Source organism: Arcanobacterium phocisimile, assembly GCF_016904675.1.
Classification (GTDB): domain Bacteria; phylum Actinomycetota; class Actinomycetes; order Actinomycetales; family Actinomycetaceae; genus Arcanobacterium; species Arcanobacterium phocisimile.
On sequence record NZ_CP070228.1, the window covers coordinates 159,580 to 177,180 of the forward strand.

Genomic DNA, 17,601 nt, shown 5'->3' on the forward strand with positions numbered 1-17,601 from the left:
CCCGTAATCTTGAGGTCGACGTTCACTTTACGTTGATGCTTTCCACGGTGTAGTTTCCGGCTTCGCTGACTGCTTCGCGGATGTCGGCGTCGGAAATTGGTGATTCGGATTCGAAGGTGACAATCGAGGTTGCGCCGGCGTTAAGGTCAACGTTGATGTTGGATACGCCTGCTAGTTCGGCGAGTTCTTCGGTGACGTGGTTGGCGCAGTGGCCGCAGGTCATGCCGGAGATTTCGAGAGTTGTTTGAGACATCATAATTCCTTTCGTTTTTAACTATTTCGCCCCGCTACTAATCATGGCACAAGTAGCGGGGCGAGGGAAGACGTCATTTCGTGGCTTATTCAGGCACAGCAGAAATATGTGACGTCAAGTCAGTGTGAGACCGCTCGTTGATAGTTGCCCCCGGGCCGAAAGAGCTACCGGTACTGGTAGCTTTGGAAACCTTGGCAACAAGCCATTGTGGTACTGGATGACCGCTGGCCTTAACAAGCGCATATTCGCGTGCCCATTCGGTATCTGGAACCTGATCGGCGTAGGGTGGCTCAGCTTCTGCGTTGAGCGAAACCGATCCCTGACCGTCGCGCACTGCCTGCAAAACGATTGCAAAGAACGGAGCTTCGCAAGCCTCGGTACGCAATTTCTTGAGCTGACGCAGGTAATGCAGCACCGCTGTTGGAACGATCTTGAGGCGAGCACCTTGACCATTGGAAAGCTTGGCGTTTGCTTCATACGAGATATGATCGCCAATGATCTGTGCTTGTAGCGAGAGTTCAGTCCATGCCGGCGGAGTGGTTTGCCCAAGCAGATTAAATGCTTCTTGAACAAGCATATTCGGGTTGGCGATATCCAATGGAGTGGTGCGGTGTGTGGTAGCTGCCGGGCGATCAGCTAACGACCACGAAACCGGCGAAGCTTCCTGTTTGTTTTGATTTTCCAAATTTTCCGGTAACGCTAGCGCAGTGTAAGTACCGCCAGCCCAGCGTTGGAAGTTCACTGCAGTACAGTAAACCGCATCGGGTACAAGCGAGACGATTTGGAACATAAGCGGATGTTCTTCGGTCGATACGGCACGCAAGATTCGTACCGGGATACCAGACAGTTGAGCGGTAATCAGTGGAGTGTAGATAGAAAACGACTCATCATACGCAATCCGCTTAGCCCACAACTGGTTTTCTAACTGTTCGAAGCCTTCTTCATCTTCTGGCTCAAACGGGCACACGAGCGTGACAGCAACTGGCTGATCGTCTTCTAATTCGACGTCGCACGGCACATCTCCCCAGGCGCGTTTAACGGTAGCGCCCGCAAATGGAGACGGAACTCCCGCGACAAACGTGCCTGTTTCGGTGTTTTCCCAACCGTAAGTAATGCCATGGTAGACGCCACGTAGGATGGGTTCGTCTTCGCCAGGGATAAAGCTCCACAACCGTGAACCAGTAGTGATACGGCACGGGTCAAGCATCAGAAGCTCGGTGCGTACCCCGCCACCTTCTACGATTCCCGAGCCATCAAACGGGGCAGGTTCGATAATTCCGCCACGGAAGGCTTGCGGATGCAACGGTCCTACTGCTGGACGGGCTTGAACAAATGCGTCAGCTGGCAGGTGGAGAACATGAAGTGGACCGTCGTCGGAAAACGGCGATCCGGGGAACCGTAGTTGCAAAACGTCAAGGAGTTTGCTGACGTCGGTCACATCGGCGAGCGCTGCGGCATCAACGGCGAAACCGGCGATCAGATCGTAACCGTTATCGAGAAAAGCAGAAGCTTGACTGTCAGAAACAGCCATGAGGTAGGTGGTGGTCACTTTTATCCCTTCGTTGGACTCTCGTCACCACGATACCGGGCGAAACGACAATTCGGTAGTTAGATTGACGTATAAAAACGAATGGTTTTAACGATTTTTCGTTGCCCGAACACGCATAATAACCCACGCTAGTAGGCCAAGAAGCACAATAACTGCAACGATCTTTGACCCCAACCCCACATAGCGTTCGACGAGTTCCCAGTTATCGCCAAGTACATAGCCAGCGGTGATGAGCGCCGTGTTCCACACGAGTGAACCGGCAGTGGTCAGACCTATGAATAACGGGATATTCATTTTAATCACGCCAGCAGGTAGGGAAATAAGCGAACGGAAAATCGGTAGCATGCGGCCAAAAAACACGGTTGGCCGATCGTACTTTTCGAAGAACTGTTCCGTCTTATCGACGTCGGATTCGCGAGTTAACGGTAACCAGAGAAGTAAAGCGCGCGTACGTTCGCGACCAAAAAGGTAGGCGATGCCGTAAAGGATGAGCGCACCAAGTAGCGAGCCGATAGTGGACCAGATTAAGGCACCAACAAAGCTCAAATTTCCACCCTGGGAAGCCGTGAAGCCAGCTAGTGGTAAAACGACTTCAGACGGGATCGGCGGGAAGACATTTTCGATGGCGATAATCAAGGCTACGCCCAAACCGCCGAGCTTGTTCATAAGATCGACAGTCCATGCCGCAATTCCAGAAAGGTCTTGCGAATCGGCAACTTGCTGGGACAAGGTGATAAGTGAAGATGTCAGCATGGGGTACAGTATGTCATTTCCGCTTATTCGGAATAAGAATTTCTAGCGCGGTGTTCACCACTGAAATGACGATACCGCCGGCAATCGCCCACACGAAACTATCAACCGCGATACCTACTCCGACTTGCCCCGAGATCCAGCTAGTGAGCATCAACATTGCTGCATTGACGACGACGAAAAATAACCCGAGTGTCAAAATATAGATCGGCAACGACAGCAGTTTCACGATAGGGCGTACGAATGCGTTGACTAGCGACAAAATCAGACCGCCGACGAGTAGGGCAATAATCGTGCGAACCTGCGGATCAAGGGTGGCCAAGGAATCGATAACTGGCTCACGTAACGCGAACCCGCTAAAAAGCAGCGTGGTAACCCATAGTGCTAGCGCATTGGACAAGATACGAATAACAAATTTCATGCGCCCAGCTTAGCAGGTTACCGACGTGGCACTGAATAATTGCGCTAACAAAACCTAGGAGAATGAGGGGATGAGGAGTGTTAGAGAGAATGCGAGCGCGAAAACAATTTCCCCAATACCAAGAGCTTTCGCGCTTACCCAACCATGGCGAGCTCCCCATAAGGGCACCGCTCCTGCCCGTAACGCAAGCACAACCCATAGTCCAGTATGCCAGCTAGAAAGCTCAATGCCTGCGATAGTGATTGCGTGGCTGGAGATGCTAGTTGCACATCCCAACCACGCAACATGCCATGCAATTGAGGCGACAAGCCACGATGTTCGCCCGCGCTCGCGAATATTGGTTTTCACATAGAAGACAGTGCCCATGAAATAACCGAATACAAATCCAGTCGTTACCCACGTCCTCGACCACGATAGATCAGGGTGGGCAAAGCTCCCAACGTGAGCGCTCACTGCAACCATCAAGGAAGCGGCAGCTACAGTCACAGTGTCATTAAGAAGTGAGCGATCCCGGCGCATCGCAGATTGCCGGAAGGTCACAAGAATAAGTGGGAGAAAAATCGGAACCCATCTCAGTAACTCAGGTTCCAAAAATGCTAGTATTAATCCCAGCGCAACGCAGGGTAAACTGTAGGCGATGACAGGTGTGAAATAGCGAGATTTGTGCCCGGAACGTAACCATAAACCAGTGGCGAAAAAAGCGAAGTAGCCAATCCACCATAACATCAACACAAGAATGTGAGTCCATGTGAAACCACCGATTGCGATGCCCACAAGCGGTGGAATTCCAACCATCGCCCAGGCCCCGTGGTAGTTGGGAATCCACTGTGTTCGACGTCGAGCGGCCATAATTAGAATTGGTTCAGGCGCTCGCGACTTAACTCAAAACCGTGCCCGGTAAACTCTGACCAACAGGTAACGCCGGTGGATTCTACTGTGCACGCATAGCCGTTATTAGCCAAAGTTGTGCCATATGGATACTCGGTTTCGCCCACAATCGCGGTTAAACAGCCACCTTTTGGTTCGTCCATCGATGGATCGATGCGTAGTGTTGCTGGTTTGCCACTACAGCCTTCCGGCGCAGCCCATTGATAATTGTTGATTGTGCATGAGGTGCCATCGGATTCCATCGAGCAGTGAATATTGCGCAAGCCAGTAGTGAAGCGTCCGGTGGGGATTTGTGCATCGTCGGGTGCTGGTCGCACACGAGTAATCCATGTAGCATCTTTGACTAGTGCATTGATTTGCGGAGGTGCTTGGGGATTGACGAGAGCTTGCTGAACAGCCAGTAAGTAGGTCTTGTTTGCGGCGCAATGTTCATCGAGTTTAGCCAAGGCGTCAGTAAAAACTTTTTGTGTTTTAGCATTCCATTGCTGTTGTGAGTCGGTAGCTAACACATAGTCGAAGAATGGAAGAGTGTCGCTTTGCGGGTCGCTGCAGGTTGAGGTAGAAATGACGTCATCTAGACTCGACCCGTCGATGGGCGGCGGAGCTTGTGGGTCTTCAGCAGGCGGAGTGTTAGGTTGCGTCTTTTCGGATTGTTCTAGGGCAACTGGTTTTTGCGGAGTTTCCACGACGTTGCGGCCTTGGTTAATGAACATCATGAATATCACAATGATGGCGACAGCAAACGCGATGGCCGCGCTGGCGAGGAAGAAGTAAAACGGACCGCGAGAGCCGGGCTGATGTGCCGGAGTGGGATTATCAGCAGAGTTGAACTGATCAAGATTAATCGGCATACGATCCCATTTTTCTTATAGCTAATAGTATTTCCACGCCACACTTTACCCGATATATCTCCACTGCGGTATCGTTGCCTTATCGGTGACATTCAGCGTTGAAGGAGGGGAAATGATTTTTTCGCCTGGTACTCGAACGATTATTGTGCCTTTACTAGGTACGACGCCGGCGATGTTAGTCGAGGAAGCTCGAGAAGCGCAGCGTGCCGGTGCCCACGTCATTGAATGGCGTGTGGACATGTTATTTGGCGAACATCCGAATTTCTCTTTTTCTCATCTGGGCTCTGAAATTATTCCATTGCTTATCCAAGCAACTGATATTCCGTTGCTCTTGACGATCCGTACTGCTAGCCAAGGTGGTGCGGTGAAGGTAAGTGAGGGGCGTTATCGGCTGTTGCTTGCGGAAATGCTTGACACTTTACTGCAGTTGCGGGTACCCAGTGAGCGAATTGGTGTGGATATTGAATATTGGCATCGTGCAGCTCCGGACTTATCACGGCGGGCTCAAGAGCTGGGGTATACCGTCGTTATTTCTGACCATAACTGGATCTCCACTCCAGAATCGGATATTTTGCGAATCATGTTTGACGACATGCTTGCGATTGAAGGAGTAGTTGCCAAACTTGCCGTCACTGCACAAAATTCGGACGACGTCGATCGGCTACTGACGGTTACCCGTGAGGTCACTGAGGAAACTGGCCGGATGGTCATTGCGGTGGCGATGAGCGAGCAGGGGCGCCGGGCACGTTTTGTGGGCTGGGACTATGGTTCGGTTGCCACGTTCGCTGCTTGTTCGCGGCCGTCAGCTCCGGGCCAGCCGCATATTGCGGAACTTCTTGCCGCGCAGACCGAAGCGACCGAAGCCTAAACTTGCTGTTACCGGGGCATCTGCGCCGATGTGTGCCAGAGATGATGATGGTTGTGTTGAAGCTTGTGCGGGTATGCGCGAACTAGATGTTGCGGTCGGCGCGTGACCGGTAAAAGTACGGAAGACGTGAAGCGGGTGGTGGGACAGTAAATCTGTCCCACCACCCGTAAAAGTTAGTAGTTGATGATTAGTTGTTTGGTGTTACCGGTGGCTGTGAAGACCATGGGAAGACGATCCACTGATCGGTTGCCTTCCAAGAATAATCCGGGGCAACAACTGAGCGTGGCTTATCGTAGATCACAGCTGAGCGCACATCGGCACCAAGATCGGCAAGCATATCAACAGCCATTTTCAGGGTGCGTCCAGAATCGGCAACATCATCGACGATGAGTAGTTTCTTGCCCTTAATTGATTCCGTGTCCAAAAGCGGTTCAAGGAGAATTGGGTCTGGGAGAGTCTGTTCGACGTCAGTGTAGAACTCGATGTTCATTGCGTCAGAGAGCTTCACGCCAAGGGCGTAGCTCAGTGCACCAGCAGGCAAGAGCCCGCCGCGAGCAATAGCGATAATAACTTCAGGATGGAAGCCTGAATCTGCGATTGTTTGAGCAAGTTCGCGCATTGCTACGCCAAACTCATCCCATTGGAGAACTTCTTTGCCGGTCAATTCGGTGGTATCTGCGTGGTATGCCATGGCACGAGTTTACCGCCTCTTGCTCGTTTCTATGTAATGGATTCACATAGTGAGAGCAGTTACCTCATCTTGTGAAACGAGTTGGCTGTCGAAAATTGCACGTGTTCATGTGTGTTCTATAAAACATTGGCAAGTGAATTGTTGAATTAGGGTATCCTAAATCGCTAAGTTAGTTGCTGGATAGATGAGTGTCGCATAGCGTTACTCCGCTATCTTACGATCCGCTCATACACCCGATGAAAGAGTAAACATGAAGGCTTTCTCCACAATCAAACTCGGCGCCACAGCGCTTCTCGCTAGTGCGCTACTGCTTGCCGGATGTTCCTCAGCTACCGAAGGCGCCGCTGAAGACCATCTCAAAATCTTCGCGACAACCGGCTATCTGGCAGATGCTGTCGCTAACATCGCTCCAGATGCTGAAGTGATCACCATGGTCGGTCCAGGTGGCGATCCGCATACCTACCAGCCCACCACCAAAGATATTGAACAACTGCAAGACTCTGACGTCGTGATCTGGAGTGGCCTCCACCTTGAAGCACAGATGCTGGACAAGCTCGAATCACTCGGTGATAAGCAAGTAGCAGTTGGCGATACCCTCGACGAGAAGTACCTCCTGCCATGGCCAGAAACCGACGAAGATGGCCATGCACTGCACGATCCACACATCTGGAACAGTCCAGAAGCATGGTCACAGGCCGTGCAGGTAGCAGCCGACAAGATCGCCGAAATCGATCCAGACAATGCGAAAACCTACCAGGACAACGTCAAGAAGTACCGTGAAGAAATCACCACTACCGTGGCACAGGCTAAAGAACTCCTTGATAAAGTCGCCCCACCACGCATCCTGATCTCTGGCCACGACGCCTTCAACTACTTCGGTCAAACCTTCGATCTGGAAGTCCACGCAACTGACTTCGTCTCCTCCGAAGCCAAGCTCTCCACCCAAGAAATCTCCGACCTTGCCAAGTTGATCGCTGAAAAGAAAGTTCCAGTGATCTTCCTCGACAACCTCGCAAACCCACAGGCGATCAAGGCTTTGCAAGAAGCAGTTCGCGCCAACGGTTGGGACGTGAAGATCTCTGACGATGAACTCTTCGCAGACTCTCTTGGTGCAGAAAAGGGCGTCGATACTTACCTCGGCTCCTTGATGCACAACGCAGAAGCTATCTCAAAGGCGCTCAGCAAGTGACTTTTTCACACACCTCTAGCACACCGGCATGCGCAACTCAGAACATGTCGGTGTGCTACCGGGTAGACCCAGTACTCTACAACGTTAATTTCAGCGTTCCCGAAGGCGTCGTTATGGGTATTGTTGGGCCCAACGGCGCCGGCAAATCAACCCTGATCAAAGCGATGTTGGGGCTCGTCAAACCGTTAACAGGTTCGGCGCAGTTCTTTGGACAACCATTGTCTAAAGTACGTGAGCGCGTCGGATATATGCCCCAAAGTGTCAGCGTAGACTGGGACTTCCCAACCACCGTGATCGACGTCGTTACGATGGGAACGTACGGCAAACTTGGGTGGTTGCGCCGTCCGGGCCGTGCCGAACGTGCCCAAGCCATGCAAGCTCTCGAACAAACCGGAATCCCAGACTTAGCCCATCGGCAAATCGGGGAGCTCTCCGGCGGGCAACGTCAACGAGTCTTCCTCGCCCGTGCCCTCGTTCAACAGCCTCAGCTGTACTTCATGGATGAACCCTTCCAAGGCGTCGACGCGAAAAGTCAACGCGCAATCGTTGACGTTCTTCACCACCTGCGTTCGCAAGGAAACACGGTTGTCATCGTCCATCATGACCTGGCCACCGTCGCCGACTATTGCGACCACGTTACCCTCCTTAACCGTACGATCGTCGCTTCCGGTCCGAGCCAAACAACGCTAACCCGCGACAACATCCGGACCGCATACCGCGTCGCGGACGACGACGAGTGGGGAAACATCGCTTGAGCATTATCGAATTTTTCTCCGACCATACCTTCCGTATGGTATTTTTCGGCACGACGGTGATCGGCTTCGTCGCCGGAGCACTCGGCTCATTTGCCTATCTGCGTAAACAGTCGATGATCTCCGACGTGATCTCCCATTCAGCGTTACCTGGCACATTGGCGGCGTTCTTGTTCTCCGTCGTCATTATCGGAACCGACGGGCGCAATATGCTCGCCTTGATTACTGGTGCAGTTATTGTTGGTACCTTTGCTGTGCTCTTCACCCAATGGATCGTGCGCAACTCCAAAGTCCATCTCGATTCGGCAATGGCCGTAGCGCTCTCGCTATTCTTCGGCCTGGGAATGATGCTCATGCGCATCGTTGCTGACGCACCCCTGCCCGGCAAAGGCGGAATCCAAGACTATCTCTTCGGCAACGCCTCAACAATCACCCGCGAAGATCTCTACACGTCGTTAGCCGTCGGCGGACTCGCGCTCGCGATGGTTGCGCTATTCTGGAAAGAATTCGCGGCCCGCGCTTTTGACCCCACCCACGCCACCATGATGGGAATCAACGGCAAACTCATCGACACACTCATGTTCGCCACCATCGTCATCGCCTCGGTCATCGGCCTGCGTGCTGTCGGGCTCGTGGTGATGATCGCCTTCGTGATTACCCCGCCAGCTGCTGCTCGCCAATGGACAACCCGGCTCAGCTCCATGGTGATTGTCTCGGCACTGATCGGGGCAATAGGTTCCGGAATCGGTGCCTACCTTGCCGTCTCTCTTGGAAAAGTGCCAACCGGTCCGATGATCGTCATTGTCTTGTTTGTCATCTTCGTTATCTCACTCGTGTTCTCCCCGCGCCGTTCGCTTATCATGCAAGCCTGGGCTCGACGTCGAGCACGTGAAGAACTTAAACAACAGCTATTAGAACGCACCCATGTAGCAGAAAGTCAGCTATGAGTTTTGTTATCGGAACTAGCCTGCTCGCCATGGTGACTGCGCTCGTGTGTGCCATCCCCGGATCGTTTATTGTGCTGCGCCGAAGCTCGATGCTGGTTGACGCGATGAGTCACGCGATCTTGCCGGGCATCGTTGTCGGCTACTATATTACCCACGATTTCGATTCCCCCCTGTTAATCGTTGGTGCGGCAGTCGCTGGCCTGATCGTCGTTTTGGGAAACGACTGGTTGATGCGCTCGGGGTTCGTTTCGGGTGATGCTCCGCAAGGTCTGATTTTCCCTATGCTGTTTTCCGCAGGGGTTATTTTAATTTCGTTGAATTTCGGAAATCTGCATCTAGATACACATACGGTACTCGCTGGTGACCTCAACCTTGCTGCGTGGCATCAACTCATGATTAATGGCACCTCGTATGGGCCAGTTTATCTTTACGTGTTACTCGCGGTTCTTGTCCTAAATATTGGGGCGATGTGGTTGATGTATCCGCGGCTGAAAATTACTAGCTTCGATCCGGAATTTTCTCAAACCGTGGGTATTAGCGCCCGAGCAGTTGACGCTGCGTTCATGTTTCTCGTAGCTATTACAGTCACCGCTGCTTTCAATGCGGCTGGCGCAATTCTGATTGTGGCACTGATGATTGCCCCGGCAGCTACGGCGCGGCTGTTTAGTACGTCTATGCGGCACATGTTGGTCAGTACCGCTATTATCGCGGTTTCTGGCGCTATCGTGGGATTCTGGTTAGCTTACGTACTGCATGCGCCGACGTCGGCGGCGATGGCGGTATGGTATGGGTTGTTGTTTACTGGCGTGCTGATCGTTGGTAAAAAGCGCCGGTTTGTCCACCAGTCGCAACGACACAGCTGAGCTAGTTTGCTGAACTTACCCAGATAGCGCGTTGAGCGGCAACGCCTAACAGCACCGAGTCATGTCCCTTAACGGTCACTTCAATCGACTCTGAATACGGCGCCGGAGGTTGGGTTTCTACCACGCAACCGTAAGCGATTCCGTGAATGTCGAAAAACCGTAACAGATCCGGATCGCCGTCGGAAATACGTTCCACCTGGAACCGGCCGGCATCGTCAATCGAACTGAGCAAAACAGCTTGCGGGCGAATGATCGTACCGTCAGCAGCGGGGATCGGATCGCCGTGCGGATCGCGGCTTGGGTTACCTAAACGCTGTGCCATCCGTGCTACCATCACATCCGAGACAGCATGTTCTAGAACTTCTGCTTCGGCATGGACTTCGTCCCAGGCGTAACCCAGAATATCTACCAAGAAGGTTTCGATAAGACGATGACGGCGAACCATCGCCACTGCCAGTGATCGGCCATGATCGGTTAAATAAACTGCTCCGTAGGGGGCATGATCAACCAGTCCCTGATCTGTAAGTTTGCGAATCGCGTCCGATGCGGTCGAAAGTTTCACTCCAGCACGTGCAGCAAGGCTTGAGGCTGTAACTGGCTCATCGGACCATTCGCCGAGAGACCAGATTGCCTTCATATAGTTCTGGGTGCTTTCAGATAACGAAGAAACTGGCATAAGTGCATGGTAACACGGCTATGGGAGCTTTCTCGATTGTTCATTTTCACCACAACGTTGGTGTCGAGCGTCCAGAAGGTGGCACAATAGAATCATGCTGCTTTCAGATAGTGATATTTCCCGGTACGTTCAGCACGGACGCATTACGTTGGATCCGTGGGATCCGACTATGATCCAACCATCGAGCGTTGATGTACACCTCGATCGGCTCTTCCAGCTTTTCGATAACCATAAATATGATGTGATCGATCCGGCATTAGACCAAACCGATTTGACGCGGCTCGTAGAGGTAGATGCCGATGGTGCGTTTATCTTGCACCCGGGCGAATTCGTTTTGGGTGCAACTTATGAACAAGTCACCCTTGGTGACGACGTCGCCGCTCGGCTCGAAGGTAAATCTAGCCTTGGTCGCTTGGGATTGCTCACTCACTCCACTGCAGGTTTCATTGATCCGGGTTTCTCTGGGCACGTCACGTTAGAGCTATCGAACACGGCAACGATGCCGATTAAGCTCTATCCTGGAATGAAAGTTGGCCAGCTGTGCTTCTTCCAACTTTCCTCGCCGGCAGAACACCCTTACGGGTCAGGAGCGAACGGCTCACGATACCAAGGTCAACGTGGTCCCACAGCGTCCCGGTCACACCTGAATTTCCACCGCATCGACGTCACGCGTTAACTTGCTTGCCACTTTCCCGTAAACTGTGACCAGGAGACAGTGAAGGGAATGCGATGCTTTTTGTGCTGGCACTTTTTGTTCTAGGTGGGCTATGTGCACCTCGAATAATGCGAGCAGGACGGTTGGGATTTTTGATTCTTGCCGCCATCCCGCTAGCGGCTTTTGTCTGGCTAGCCAGCTACGGACCCCAAGTGTTACGTGGGAGTGTAGTCGAAGAAAAAATCCCATGGATTAACCAATTGCACCTCAACCTCGACGTGCGTATTGACCATCTGTCATGGGTGCTCGCCCTCATCGTTACTGGGGTAGGTGGCCTGGTATTGATCTATTGTGCCCGCTATTTTGCCCCCAACGCCCAAGGGCTTGGGCGTTTTGCTGGAGTCTTCGTCGCCTTCTCTGGTGCGATGTTAGGGCTAGTAACAACCGATAACACTCTTGCTCTCTACACTTATTGGGAATTAACAACGGTCTTTTCTTATTTGTTGATTGGACATAATTACACCTCGAGTGCCTCACGTCGAGCAGCCGGCCAAGCCATCATCGTCACTACGGCTGGTGGGTTAGCGATGCTTACCGGAATCATTTTGCTCGGGCACATCCCGGGAGGCTCCTATCAACTGTCGGAACTGGTCGCTCAAGGTCCTTACCTGATCCATACCCACGGTATCTACACCGCAACCGCAGTGGTGCTCGTTCTTATCGGAGCACTATCAAAGTCGGCGCTGATTCCATTCCATTTTTGGCTCCCGGCAGCTATGGCGGCACCGACCCCAGTATCGGCATATCTACATGCGGCCGCGATGGTCAAAGCGGGAGTTTATCTGATTGCCCGGCTGGCTCCCGGATTTTCACAGTTACCGCAGTGGCGATACGTGGTGATCACCGCTGGTCTGGGAACCTTAATCGTCGGCGGATTCCGCGCCATGAAACAGTTCGATCTGAAACTCGTGTTGGCATTTGGTACAGTCTCTCAACTCGGACTCATCATCGTCCTTGTAGGTTACGGGACACCAGCAACACTTCTGGCTGGCTTGGCATTGTTAGTCGCCCATGCACTTTTCAAATCCACGTTATTCCTTTCAGTTGGTTCAGTCGATTGGTCCACTGGAACACGTGATCTACGCGAACTATCTGGAGTCGGCCGCCAATGTACGTCAGTGGCTATCGGAGCTGGATTAGCCGGTGCCTCGATGATGGGATTGCCCTTCACTGCTGGTTTCGTTGCCAAAGAAGCAGCCCTCGAAGGACTAGTACATTCCACCCCGCTCGATACCTTTACCTGGATAGTTATTGCGCTCGGTTCCGCATTCACCGTCGCGTATACTGCGCGATTCTGGTGGGGAGCATTCGCCACCAAGCCAGGATTGACCCCAACCGAAACCAAACATGCTTCGTATCTGATGACCTTCCCGATTCTTGTCTTAGCAACACTGGGTATCGTTGTCGGTCTGAATGCGAGCGTACTCGAAAAGGTCCTGTTACCGTACACCTCCACATTGGCTGGAAATCCTGGGCATCTGGCAGTTTTCGCTGGCTTCCATCTACCGTTTGCTATCACATGCGTGATCATTACTGCTGGTGTGGGGCTCTTTGTGGTGACGCGAAGGTTCGCCGTGCGCATGCATGACTTTGATGTTCCGGTGAGTGCTGATGGTATTTATCGGTGGCTAGTCACCGAGCTGGAAACAGTATCTGGTTGGGCGACGGCGTTAACCCAGCGTGGTTCGCTACCTGCCTATATCGGCATGATCATGATGTTTATTGTTGCCACGGTACCGTTGTCGCTATGGTGGGGCGGCATCGAAAATCTGCCTCAGATACGGCTATGGGATTCGCTTCCGCAAGCTGGTGTGGCGGTGGTGACGATGGTTGCCGCGATTGTGGCGGCATGGTCGCGACGCCGGTTGAAAGCGATCATGTTCATCGGCGTTTCAGGATACGGTGTGGCGTTGATCTACGAACTATACGGTGCCCCTGATCTAGCGTTGACTCAAGTATTAGTAGAAACCATGACGTTGGTGGTTTTTATTTTGGTATTGCGCCGGTTGCCGGTCCATTTCTCCGCGCGTCCAGTTGTCGCGGTGCAGCGAATCCGTATCGGACTTGCGGTAGCAATGGGCGTAGCTATGTCTGCAATGGCATGGCTCGCAGCTGGTGCCCGTAGTGTTGCTCCGATTTCGGAGCTTTTCCACGACGAAGCTTATGCCTATGGGTATGGAAAAAATATTGTCAACGTGACTTTGGTTGATATTCGTTCCTGGGATACTCTCGGTGAAATGTCGGTGCTGGTGGCTTGCGGTATTGGTATCTCTTCCCTACTCTTCATCCGAGACCGTTCCGGGCGAGTAGATAGATTCCGTAATTTGATTATCCCTGACGGTGTCAAAGCACGACGTTCCCAATCAAATAATCGAGTGTGGTTGGCGGCCTCGCGTCTTCAAGATCCAGCGGATCGTTCGGTGATCGTGGAAGTAGGTACGCGCCTGATTTTCCACGCCATATTGATTGTTTCGTTGTTCTATCTTTTTTCGGGCCACAATCTTCCCGGCGGAGGATTTGCCGGTGGTCTACTAGCTGGTATCGCCCTAGTATTGCGCTATATTGCCGGTGGCCGCTATGAGCTTGGTGCTACGATCCCGTTGCATCCAGGGCATTTGATGGGAGCAGGAATGGTCATCGCAGCCATAGCCGCACTAGCTCCGCTTGCTGCGGGTGGCACAATTTTGCAGACAGCGTCTATCGAATTCGTGATGCCGATGTTTGGACAGGTGAAGCTAGCAACCGCGCTGTTTTTCGATATCGGGGTCTATGTAGCCGTCGTTGGCCTCTCGCTCGATATCGTGCGTTCGCTGGGGGCAGAAATAGATCGACATACTGAACAGGACACGGAAAGTGACACGAACCAGGTTTCGCAGTTAGTTGCGGAGGTAGCACGGTGACATCATCTCTCGCTTTGATAATTCTTTCCGGCGTGCTTATGGCCGTTGGAGTATACCTTGTTTCGGAACGCTCCTTGTCACGTATCGTCTTGGGTTTAGCATCGATAACGAATTCAGTGAATATCTTGTTCCTCATCGCTGGTGGAGCGTCGGGTGAGCCCCCGATCGTGGGACAAGCGCAACCGGCACAGATGGCAGACCCGCTCATTCAAGCCATGATGTTGACCGCTATCGTACTTTCTCTTGGATTGACTGCATTTCTATTAGCAGTTGGTTATAGGTCATGGCAGTTGTTTGGCAACGACGAAGTGCAAGACGATTTAGAAGATAAACGGCTTGCGAAACGATCCGAAGCGGTCAAGATTGCTGAGCGTGCTGATAAGCCGCAACGTATCGAAGTCGATGCTGAAGAAGCTCGTGACGAAACCGAATCGCGCCACGAAACCACATCAGGAGACGAGGTGCTCTCATGAATATGAACTTTCTCGTTGCTCTTCCTGTGGTTTTCCCAATTTTAGGCGCCGGACTCTCGCTTGCTTCGGCGTCGTTGCGTCGTCTACAAGGCTGGATCTCTATCTCGATCTTGTCTATCGTGCTCACCGTGGCGCTTGCGTTAGTACTCTTATCGCGCAGCGGGCCGATCGTGCTCGACGTCGGCGGCTGGTCATCGCCAGTAGGCGTCAGTCTGGTTGCTGATCGGCTCTCGTCGATCATGTTGCTGACCTCAGTCACCGTCACCCTCGCCGTGCTGGTGTATTCGGTAGCTCAAGGTGCAGCTGACGGTGACGACGCAGCTCCGATCGCCGTCTACCATCCAGCGTTCTTGCTGCTCTCAGCTGGGGTATCGAACGCGTTCCTTTCGGGGGATTTATTCAACATATATGTGGGTTTCGAATTACTCCTTATGGCCTCCTTCGTACTCATCACGCTTGGCGGAACCCATGATCGTATACGAGCCGGCACAGTCTATATTGTGGTCTCGCTAATCTCATCAGTTGTGCTACTTATGGCAATCGCTTTTGCGTATGCGGCTGCTGGAACAGTGAACTTGGCACAGTTAGCGTTACGGTTACCTGACGTTGATCCTGGCGTGCGGTTAGCCATCCAAACAATGATGCTGATCGGCTTCGGTATCAAAGCCGCGATTTTCCCGCTCTCTGCCTGGTTGCCAGACTCTTATCCGACCGCGCCTGCACCTGTCACTGCTGTGTTTGCGGGATTATTGACGAAAGTTGGTATCTATACCATCATTCGTACCCAAACCCTGCTATTCCCATCCAATCGGCTAGATTTCATTCTCGGAGCTTTTGCGATCGTCACCATGCTGGTAGGAATTTTGGGTGCGGTGGCCCAGCACGATATCAAACGTCTACTGTCCTTCACACTGGTGTCGCATATCGGCTACATGGTGTGGGGAATTTCCTCATCCACTGACGATGGCCTCGGAGCTGGAATCTACTACGCCGTCCACCACATCACAGTTCAAACCGCACTGTTCCTCGTCGTCGGGCTAATCGAACGACGTGGGGGAACGACGTCGTTAATTAAACTCGGCTCGTTAGCGAAAGTTGCCCCCATACTTGCCGTGCTCTACCTGATCCCAGCATTAAATCTTGCTGGTATTCCACCACTTTCCGGATTCATGGGCAAAGTGGGATTAATTCAGGCTTCGGTGAGCCGTGGCCTGCCGATAGATTGGTGGTTGATTGCAGCCGGTATCGTCACCTCACTATTAACTTTGTATGCGGTAACCCGAGCGTGGACGATGATGTTTTGGCAAGAGGCTCCTGAAGAGATGCCAGAGAAAACTATTCCGCGTGCCATGGTGGTATCTACTGCGGCGCTCGTGACAGTGACGTTAGGGATTTCGTTCGGTGCTGGACCTATTGGTCGTTACACGTGGGATTCAGCTACTGAACTTCATCAACGAACCCCTTATATTTCATCCGTATTGCCTGATGACGAACGCGGTACTGGGCAAAGCAGTGAAGTGACTGAACAAGCGGAGGTGAAACCATGAGAAATAGCAGTTCCCGAGCGATTCGCCATGCGGTTTTACAATCCGAGCGTTTTCCGCACGCCTCCATGGGGTTGCTTATCGGTTTAACTGTGGCGTGGGTACTGTTGTGGGGAGAATTCACGGTAGGTAACGTCGGCGCCGGATTTTTAGCCGCACTACTTGCTACAACCGTTGCTCCATTCCCAGCGATGCCTTTCGATGGACGGTTTCGGCCGTGGGGTGTTGTCCTACTAGTGGTGACGTCGGCTTGGGAAATGGCTCGTGCGACCGCCCAATTATCGTGGTTTGTGTTACGGTCAAGGGATCCCCGATCAGCCGTGGTTAAAGTACGGTTGCGTTCGCGATCAGATGTGTACATCGCCAGCGTGGCTGGCTTGACGGCGTTAATTCCTGGAACTGTTGTCGTTGATGTGCAACGTGAAGAATCGATCTTGTATGTGCACGTTTTCGACGTGGGAGTAGCTGGGGGAATGGAGGCTACGCGTCAGTCAGTGTTGATTGTTGAAGAGCGGCTATTGCGGGCGTTTGCTTCCCATGATGAATTAGTTGACGCCGGATATGTTCCGGGGCCTTCACGTTCCTACGGCAGATTGGAGGAAGTCCAATGATGTGGTTACTGATGGCTAGTGCTGTGATCGAATTACTGGCGGTAGCGTTGTTATTGTGGCGTTTAGGGCGAGGGCCAACAATTCTTGACCGGGTGGTTACGTTGGACATGATTACCTCGGTACTCGTGGGTGGTATCGCGATTTTATTTGCTTTTACGCGGCGCACTGATCTGCTACCGGTATTCGTTGTGCTATCTCTCGTTGGTTTCGTGGGGTCGACGGTTACTTCGCGGGCGTTGCCAAAGGAGGAAGAATAATGGTGGTGCTTGACTGGATTGGCACGAGCCTGATTTTTCTCGGCACTATTTTGACTTTGATTGCGGCGATCGGTGCAGTGCGAGTACCAGATGTTTTTTCGCTACAGCATATTGCTACCAAGCCCCAAGTTATGTCGCTGATATTGCTGATGGTTGGGGTGATGCTAGTGGTTCGTGAAAGTGCAGTGACATGGACGCTATTGGCGGTTATTGGTTTCCAACTCATTACCTCACCTATTTCTGCTCATGTTATTTCGCGGGCTGCTTATCGAACCCGTCCGCCCGGTAGTTCCCCTTTCGATATTGACGAATTAGATAAGGATCTGCTCGCTGGGCGTGATCTCACGGTAGACTAAAGACAGTTGTGTTCGTCAAAGATTCTGACGGGCTGTGTAACGAAAGG

The 17,601-nt window shown here is 52.4% G+C and carries 20 protein-coding genes; 12 read left to right on the forward strand and 8 right to left on the reverse strand.

The genetic code is table 11. The features are described 5' to 3' along the window. Window positions 1-22: 22 nt before the first annotated feature. The 6 genes from JTE88_RS00625 to JTE88_RS00650 form a co-directional block, all read right to left on the reverse strand. Entirely contained in the window at window positions 23-253 is a 231-nt protein-coding gene (locus JTE88_RS00625; RefSeq protein WP_204424665.1) for a heavy-metal-associated domain-containing protein, read from the reverse strand. 85 nt (window positions 254-338) lie between these two features. Further along, complete coding sequence (locus JTE88_RS00630; RefSeq protein WP_204424666.1) at window positions 339-1,802, reverse strand: hypothetical protein; 1,464 nt, start codon at window positions 1,800-1,802, stop codon at window positions 339-341. An 87-nt stretch (window positions 1,803-1,889) separates the two neighbouring features. Further along, window positions 1,890-2,555 carry a DedA family protein gene (locus tag JTE88_RS00635; RefSeq protein ID WP_204424667.1) on the reverse strand — a complete coding sequence of 222 codons (666 nt, stop codon included), beginning with the start codon at window positions 2,553-2,555 and terminating at the stop codon, window positions 1,890-1,892. A gap of 13 nt (window positions 2,556-2,568) precedes the next feature. Beyond that, a complete protein-coding gene (locus JTE88_RS00640; protein WP_204424669.1) occupies window positions 2,569-2,973 on the reverse strand; it encodes a phage holin family protein in 405 nt (134 codons plus the stop codon). Between the two features lie 54 nt (window positions 2,974-3,027). Further along, window positions 3,028-3,822 (reverse strand): YwiC-like family protein, encoded by a 795-nt coding sequence (locus JTE88_RS00645; protein ID WP_204424672.1) that lies wholly within the window; start codon window positions 3,820-3,822, stop codon window positions 3,028-3,030. Window positions 3,823-3,824: 2 nt separating this feature from the next. Next, a complete protein-coding gene (locus JTE88_RS00650) occupies window positions 3,825-4,712 on the reverse strand; it encodes a hypothetical protein (RefSeq protein WP_204424674.1) in 888 nt (295 codons plus the stop codon). Window positions 4,713-4,824: 112 nt separating this feature from the next. Between JTE88_RS00650 and JTE88_RS00655 the strand changes: the two genes are divergently transcribed. Then, the gene (locus tag JTE88_RS00655; protein WP_204424677.1) at window positions 4,825-5,580 is read left to right on the forward strand and encodes a type I 3-dehydroquinate dehydratase; all 756 of its coding nucleotides are present in this window, start codon (window positions 4,825-4,827) and stop codon (window positions 5,578-5,580) included. A gap of 187 nt (window positions 5,581-5,767) precedes the next feature. Here JTE88_RS00655 and JTE88_RS00660 read toward each other — a convergent pair whose 3' ends face one another. Beyond that, window positions 5,768-6,271: a phosphoribosyltransferase gene (locus JTE88_RS00660; RefSeq protein ID WP_204424679.1), complete on the reverse strand. Its 504-nt coding sequence runs from the start codon at window positions 6,269-6,271 to the stop codon at window positions 5,768-5,770. 250 nt (window positions 6,272-6,521) lie between these two features. On the opposite strand from JTE88_RS00660, the gene JTE88_RS00665 reads away from it, so the two are divergent. The 4 genes from JTE88_RS00665 to JTE88_RS00680 are packed head-to-tail and all read left to right on the forward strand — an operon-like array spanning window position 6,522 to window position 10,022. Next, the gene (locus tag JTE88_RS00665) at window positions 6,522-7,460 is read left to right on the forward strand and encodes a metal ABC transporter solute-binding protein, Zn/Mn family (protein ID WP_204424687.1); all 939 of its coding nucleotides are present in this window, start codon (window positions 6,522-6,524) and stop codon (window positions 7,458-7,460) included. Continuing rightward, on the forward strand, window positions 7,457-8,215 hold the full coding sequence (locus tag JTE88_RS00670; protein WP_239519525.1) for a metal ABC transporter ATP-binding protein: 759 nt from the start codon (window positions 7,457-7,459) through the stop codon (window positions 8,213-8,215). The genes JTE88_RS00665 and JTE88_RS00670 overlap by 4 nt, the downstream gene beginning before the upstream one ends. Beyond that, the gene (locus tag JTE88_RS00675) at window positions 8,212-9,159 is read left to right on the forward strand and encodes a metal ABC transporter permease (protein WP_204424689.1); all 948 of its coding nucleotides are present in this window, start codon (window positions 8,212-8,214) and stop codon (window positions 9,157-9,159) included. Before JTE88_RS00670 ends, JTE88_RS00675 begins: the two co-directional genes overlap by 4 nt. Continuing rightward, on the forward strand, window positions 9,156-10,022 hold the full coding sequence (locus tag JTE88_RS00680) for a metal ABC transporter permease (RefSeq protein ID WP_204424691.1): 867 nt from the start codon (window positions 9,156-9,158) through the stop codon (window positions 10,020-10,022). The genes JTE88_RS00675 and JTE88_RS00680 overlap by 4 nt, the downstream gene beginning before the upstream one ends. Window position 10,023: 1 nt before the next feature. Here the strand turns inward: JTE88_RS00680 and JTE88_RS00685 are convergent, their stop codons facing one another. Beyond that, complete coding sequence (locus JTE88_RS00685; RefSeq protein WP_204424693.1) at window positions 10,024-10,698, reverse strand: metal-dependent transcriptional regulator; 675 nt, start codon at window positions 10,696-10,698, stop codon at window positions 10,024-10,026. A gap of 94 nt (window positions 10,699-10,792) precedes the next feature. Here JTE88_RS00685 and dcd point away from each other — a divergent pair, with 94 nt between their 5' ends. Genes dcd through mnhG form a run of 7 tightly spaced genes read left to right on the forward strand, consistent with a single transcriptional unit; the run spans window position 10,793 to window position 17,554 of the window. Further along, window positions 10,793-11,374 (forward strand): dCTP deaminase, encoded by a 582-nt coding sequence (gene dcd, locus JTE88_RS00690; RefSeq protein WP_204424695.1) that lies wholly within the window; start codon window positions 10,793-10,795, stop codon window positions 11,372-11,374. Between the two features lie 53 nt (window positions 11,375-11,427). Next, the gene (locus tag JTE88_RS00695; protein ID WP_204424697.1) at window positions 11,428-14,313 is read left to right on the forward strand and encodes a Na+/H+ antiporter subunit A; all 2,886 of its coding nucleotides are present in this window, start codon (window positions 11,428-11,430) and stop codon (window positions 14,311-14,313) included. Continuing rightward, entirely contained in the window at window positions 14,310-14,786 is a 477-nt protein-coding gene (locus JTE88_RS00700) for a Na(+)/H(+) antiporter subunit C (RefSeq protein ID WP_204424700.1), read from the forward strand. Before JTE88_RS00695 ends, JTE88_RS00700 begins: the two co-directional genes overlap by 4 nt. After that, window positions 14,783-16,333: a Na+/H+ antiporter subunit D gene (locus JTE88_RS00705; protein ID WP_204424702.1), complete on the forward strand. Its 1,551-nt coding sequence runs from the start codon at window positions 14,783-14,785 to the stop codon at window positions 16,331-16,333. The genes JTE88_RS00700 and JTE88_RS00705 overlap by 4 nt, the downstream gene beginning before the upstream one ends. Further along, window positions 16,330-16,941 (forward strand): Na+/H+ antiporter subunit E, encoded by a 612-nt coding sequence (locus tag JTE88_RS00710; protein WP_204424704.1) that lies wholly within the window; start codon window positions 16,330-16,332, stop codon window positions 16,939-16,941. Before JTE88_RS00705 ends, JTE88_RS00710 begins: the two co-directional genes overlap by 4 nt. After that, window positions 16,938-17,198 carry an MrpF/PhaF family protein gene (locus JTE88_RS00715; protein WP_204424706.1) on the forward strand — a complete coding sequence of 87 codons (261 nt, stop codon included), beginning with the start codon at window positions 16,938-16,940 and terminating at the stop codon, window positions 17,196-17,198. The genes JTE88_RS00710 and JTE88_RS00715 overlap by 4 nt, the downstream gene beginning before the upstream one ends. Further along, window positions 17,198-17,554, forward strand: coding sequence for a monovalent cation/H(+) antiporter subunit G (gene mnhG, locus JTE88_RS00720; RefSeq protein ID WP_239519526.1), 357 nt, complete (start codon window positions 17,198-17,200; stop codon window positions 17,552-17,554). Before JTE88_RS00715 ends, mnhG begins: the two co-directional genes overlap by 1 nt. Window positions 17,555-17,601 lie beyond the last annotated feature (47 nt).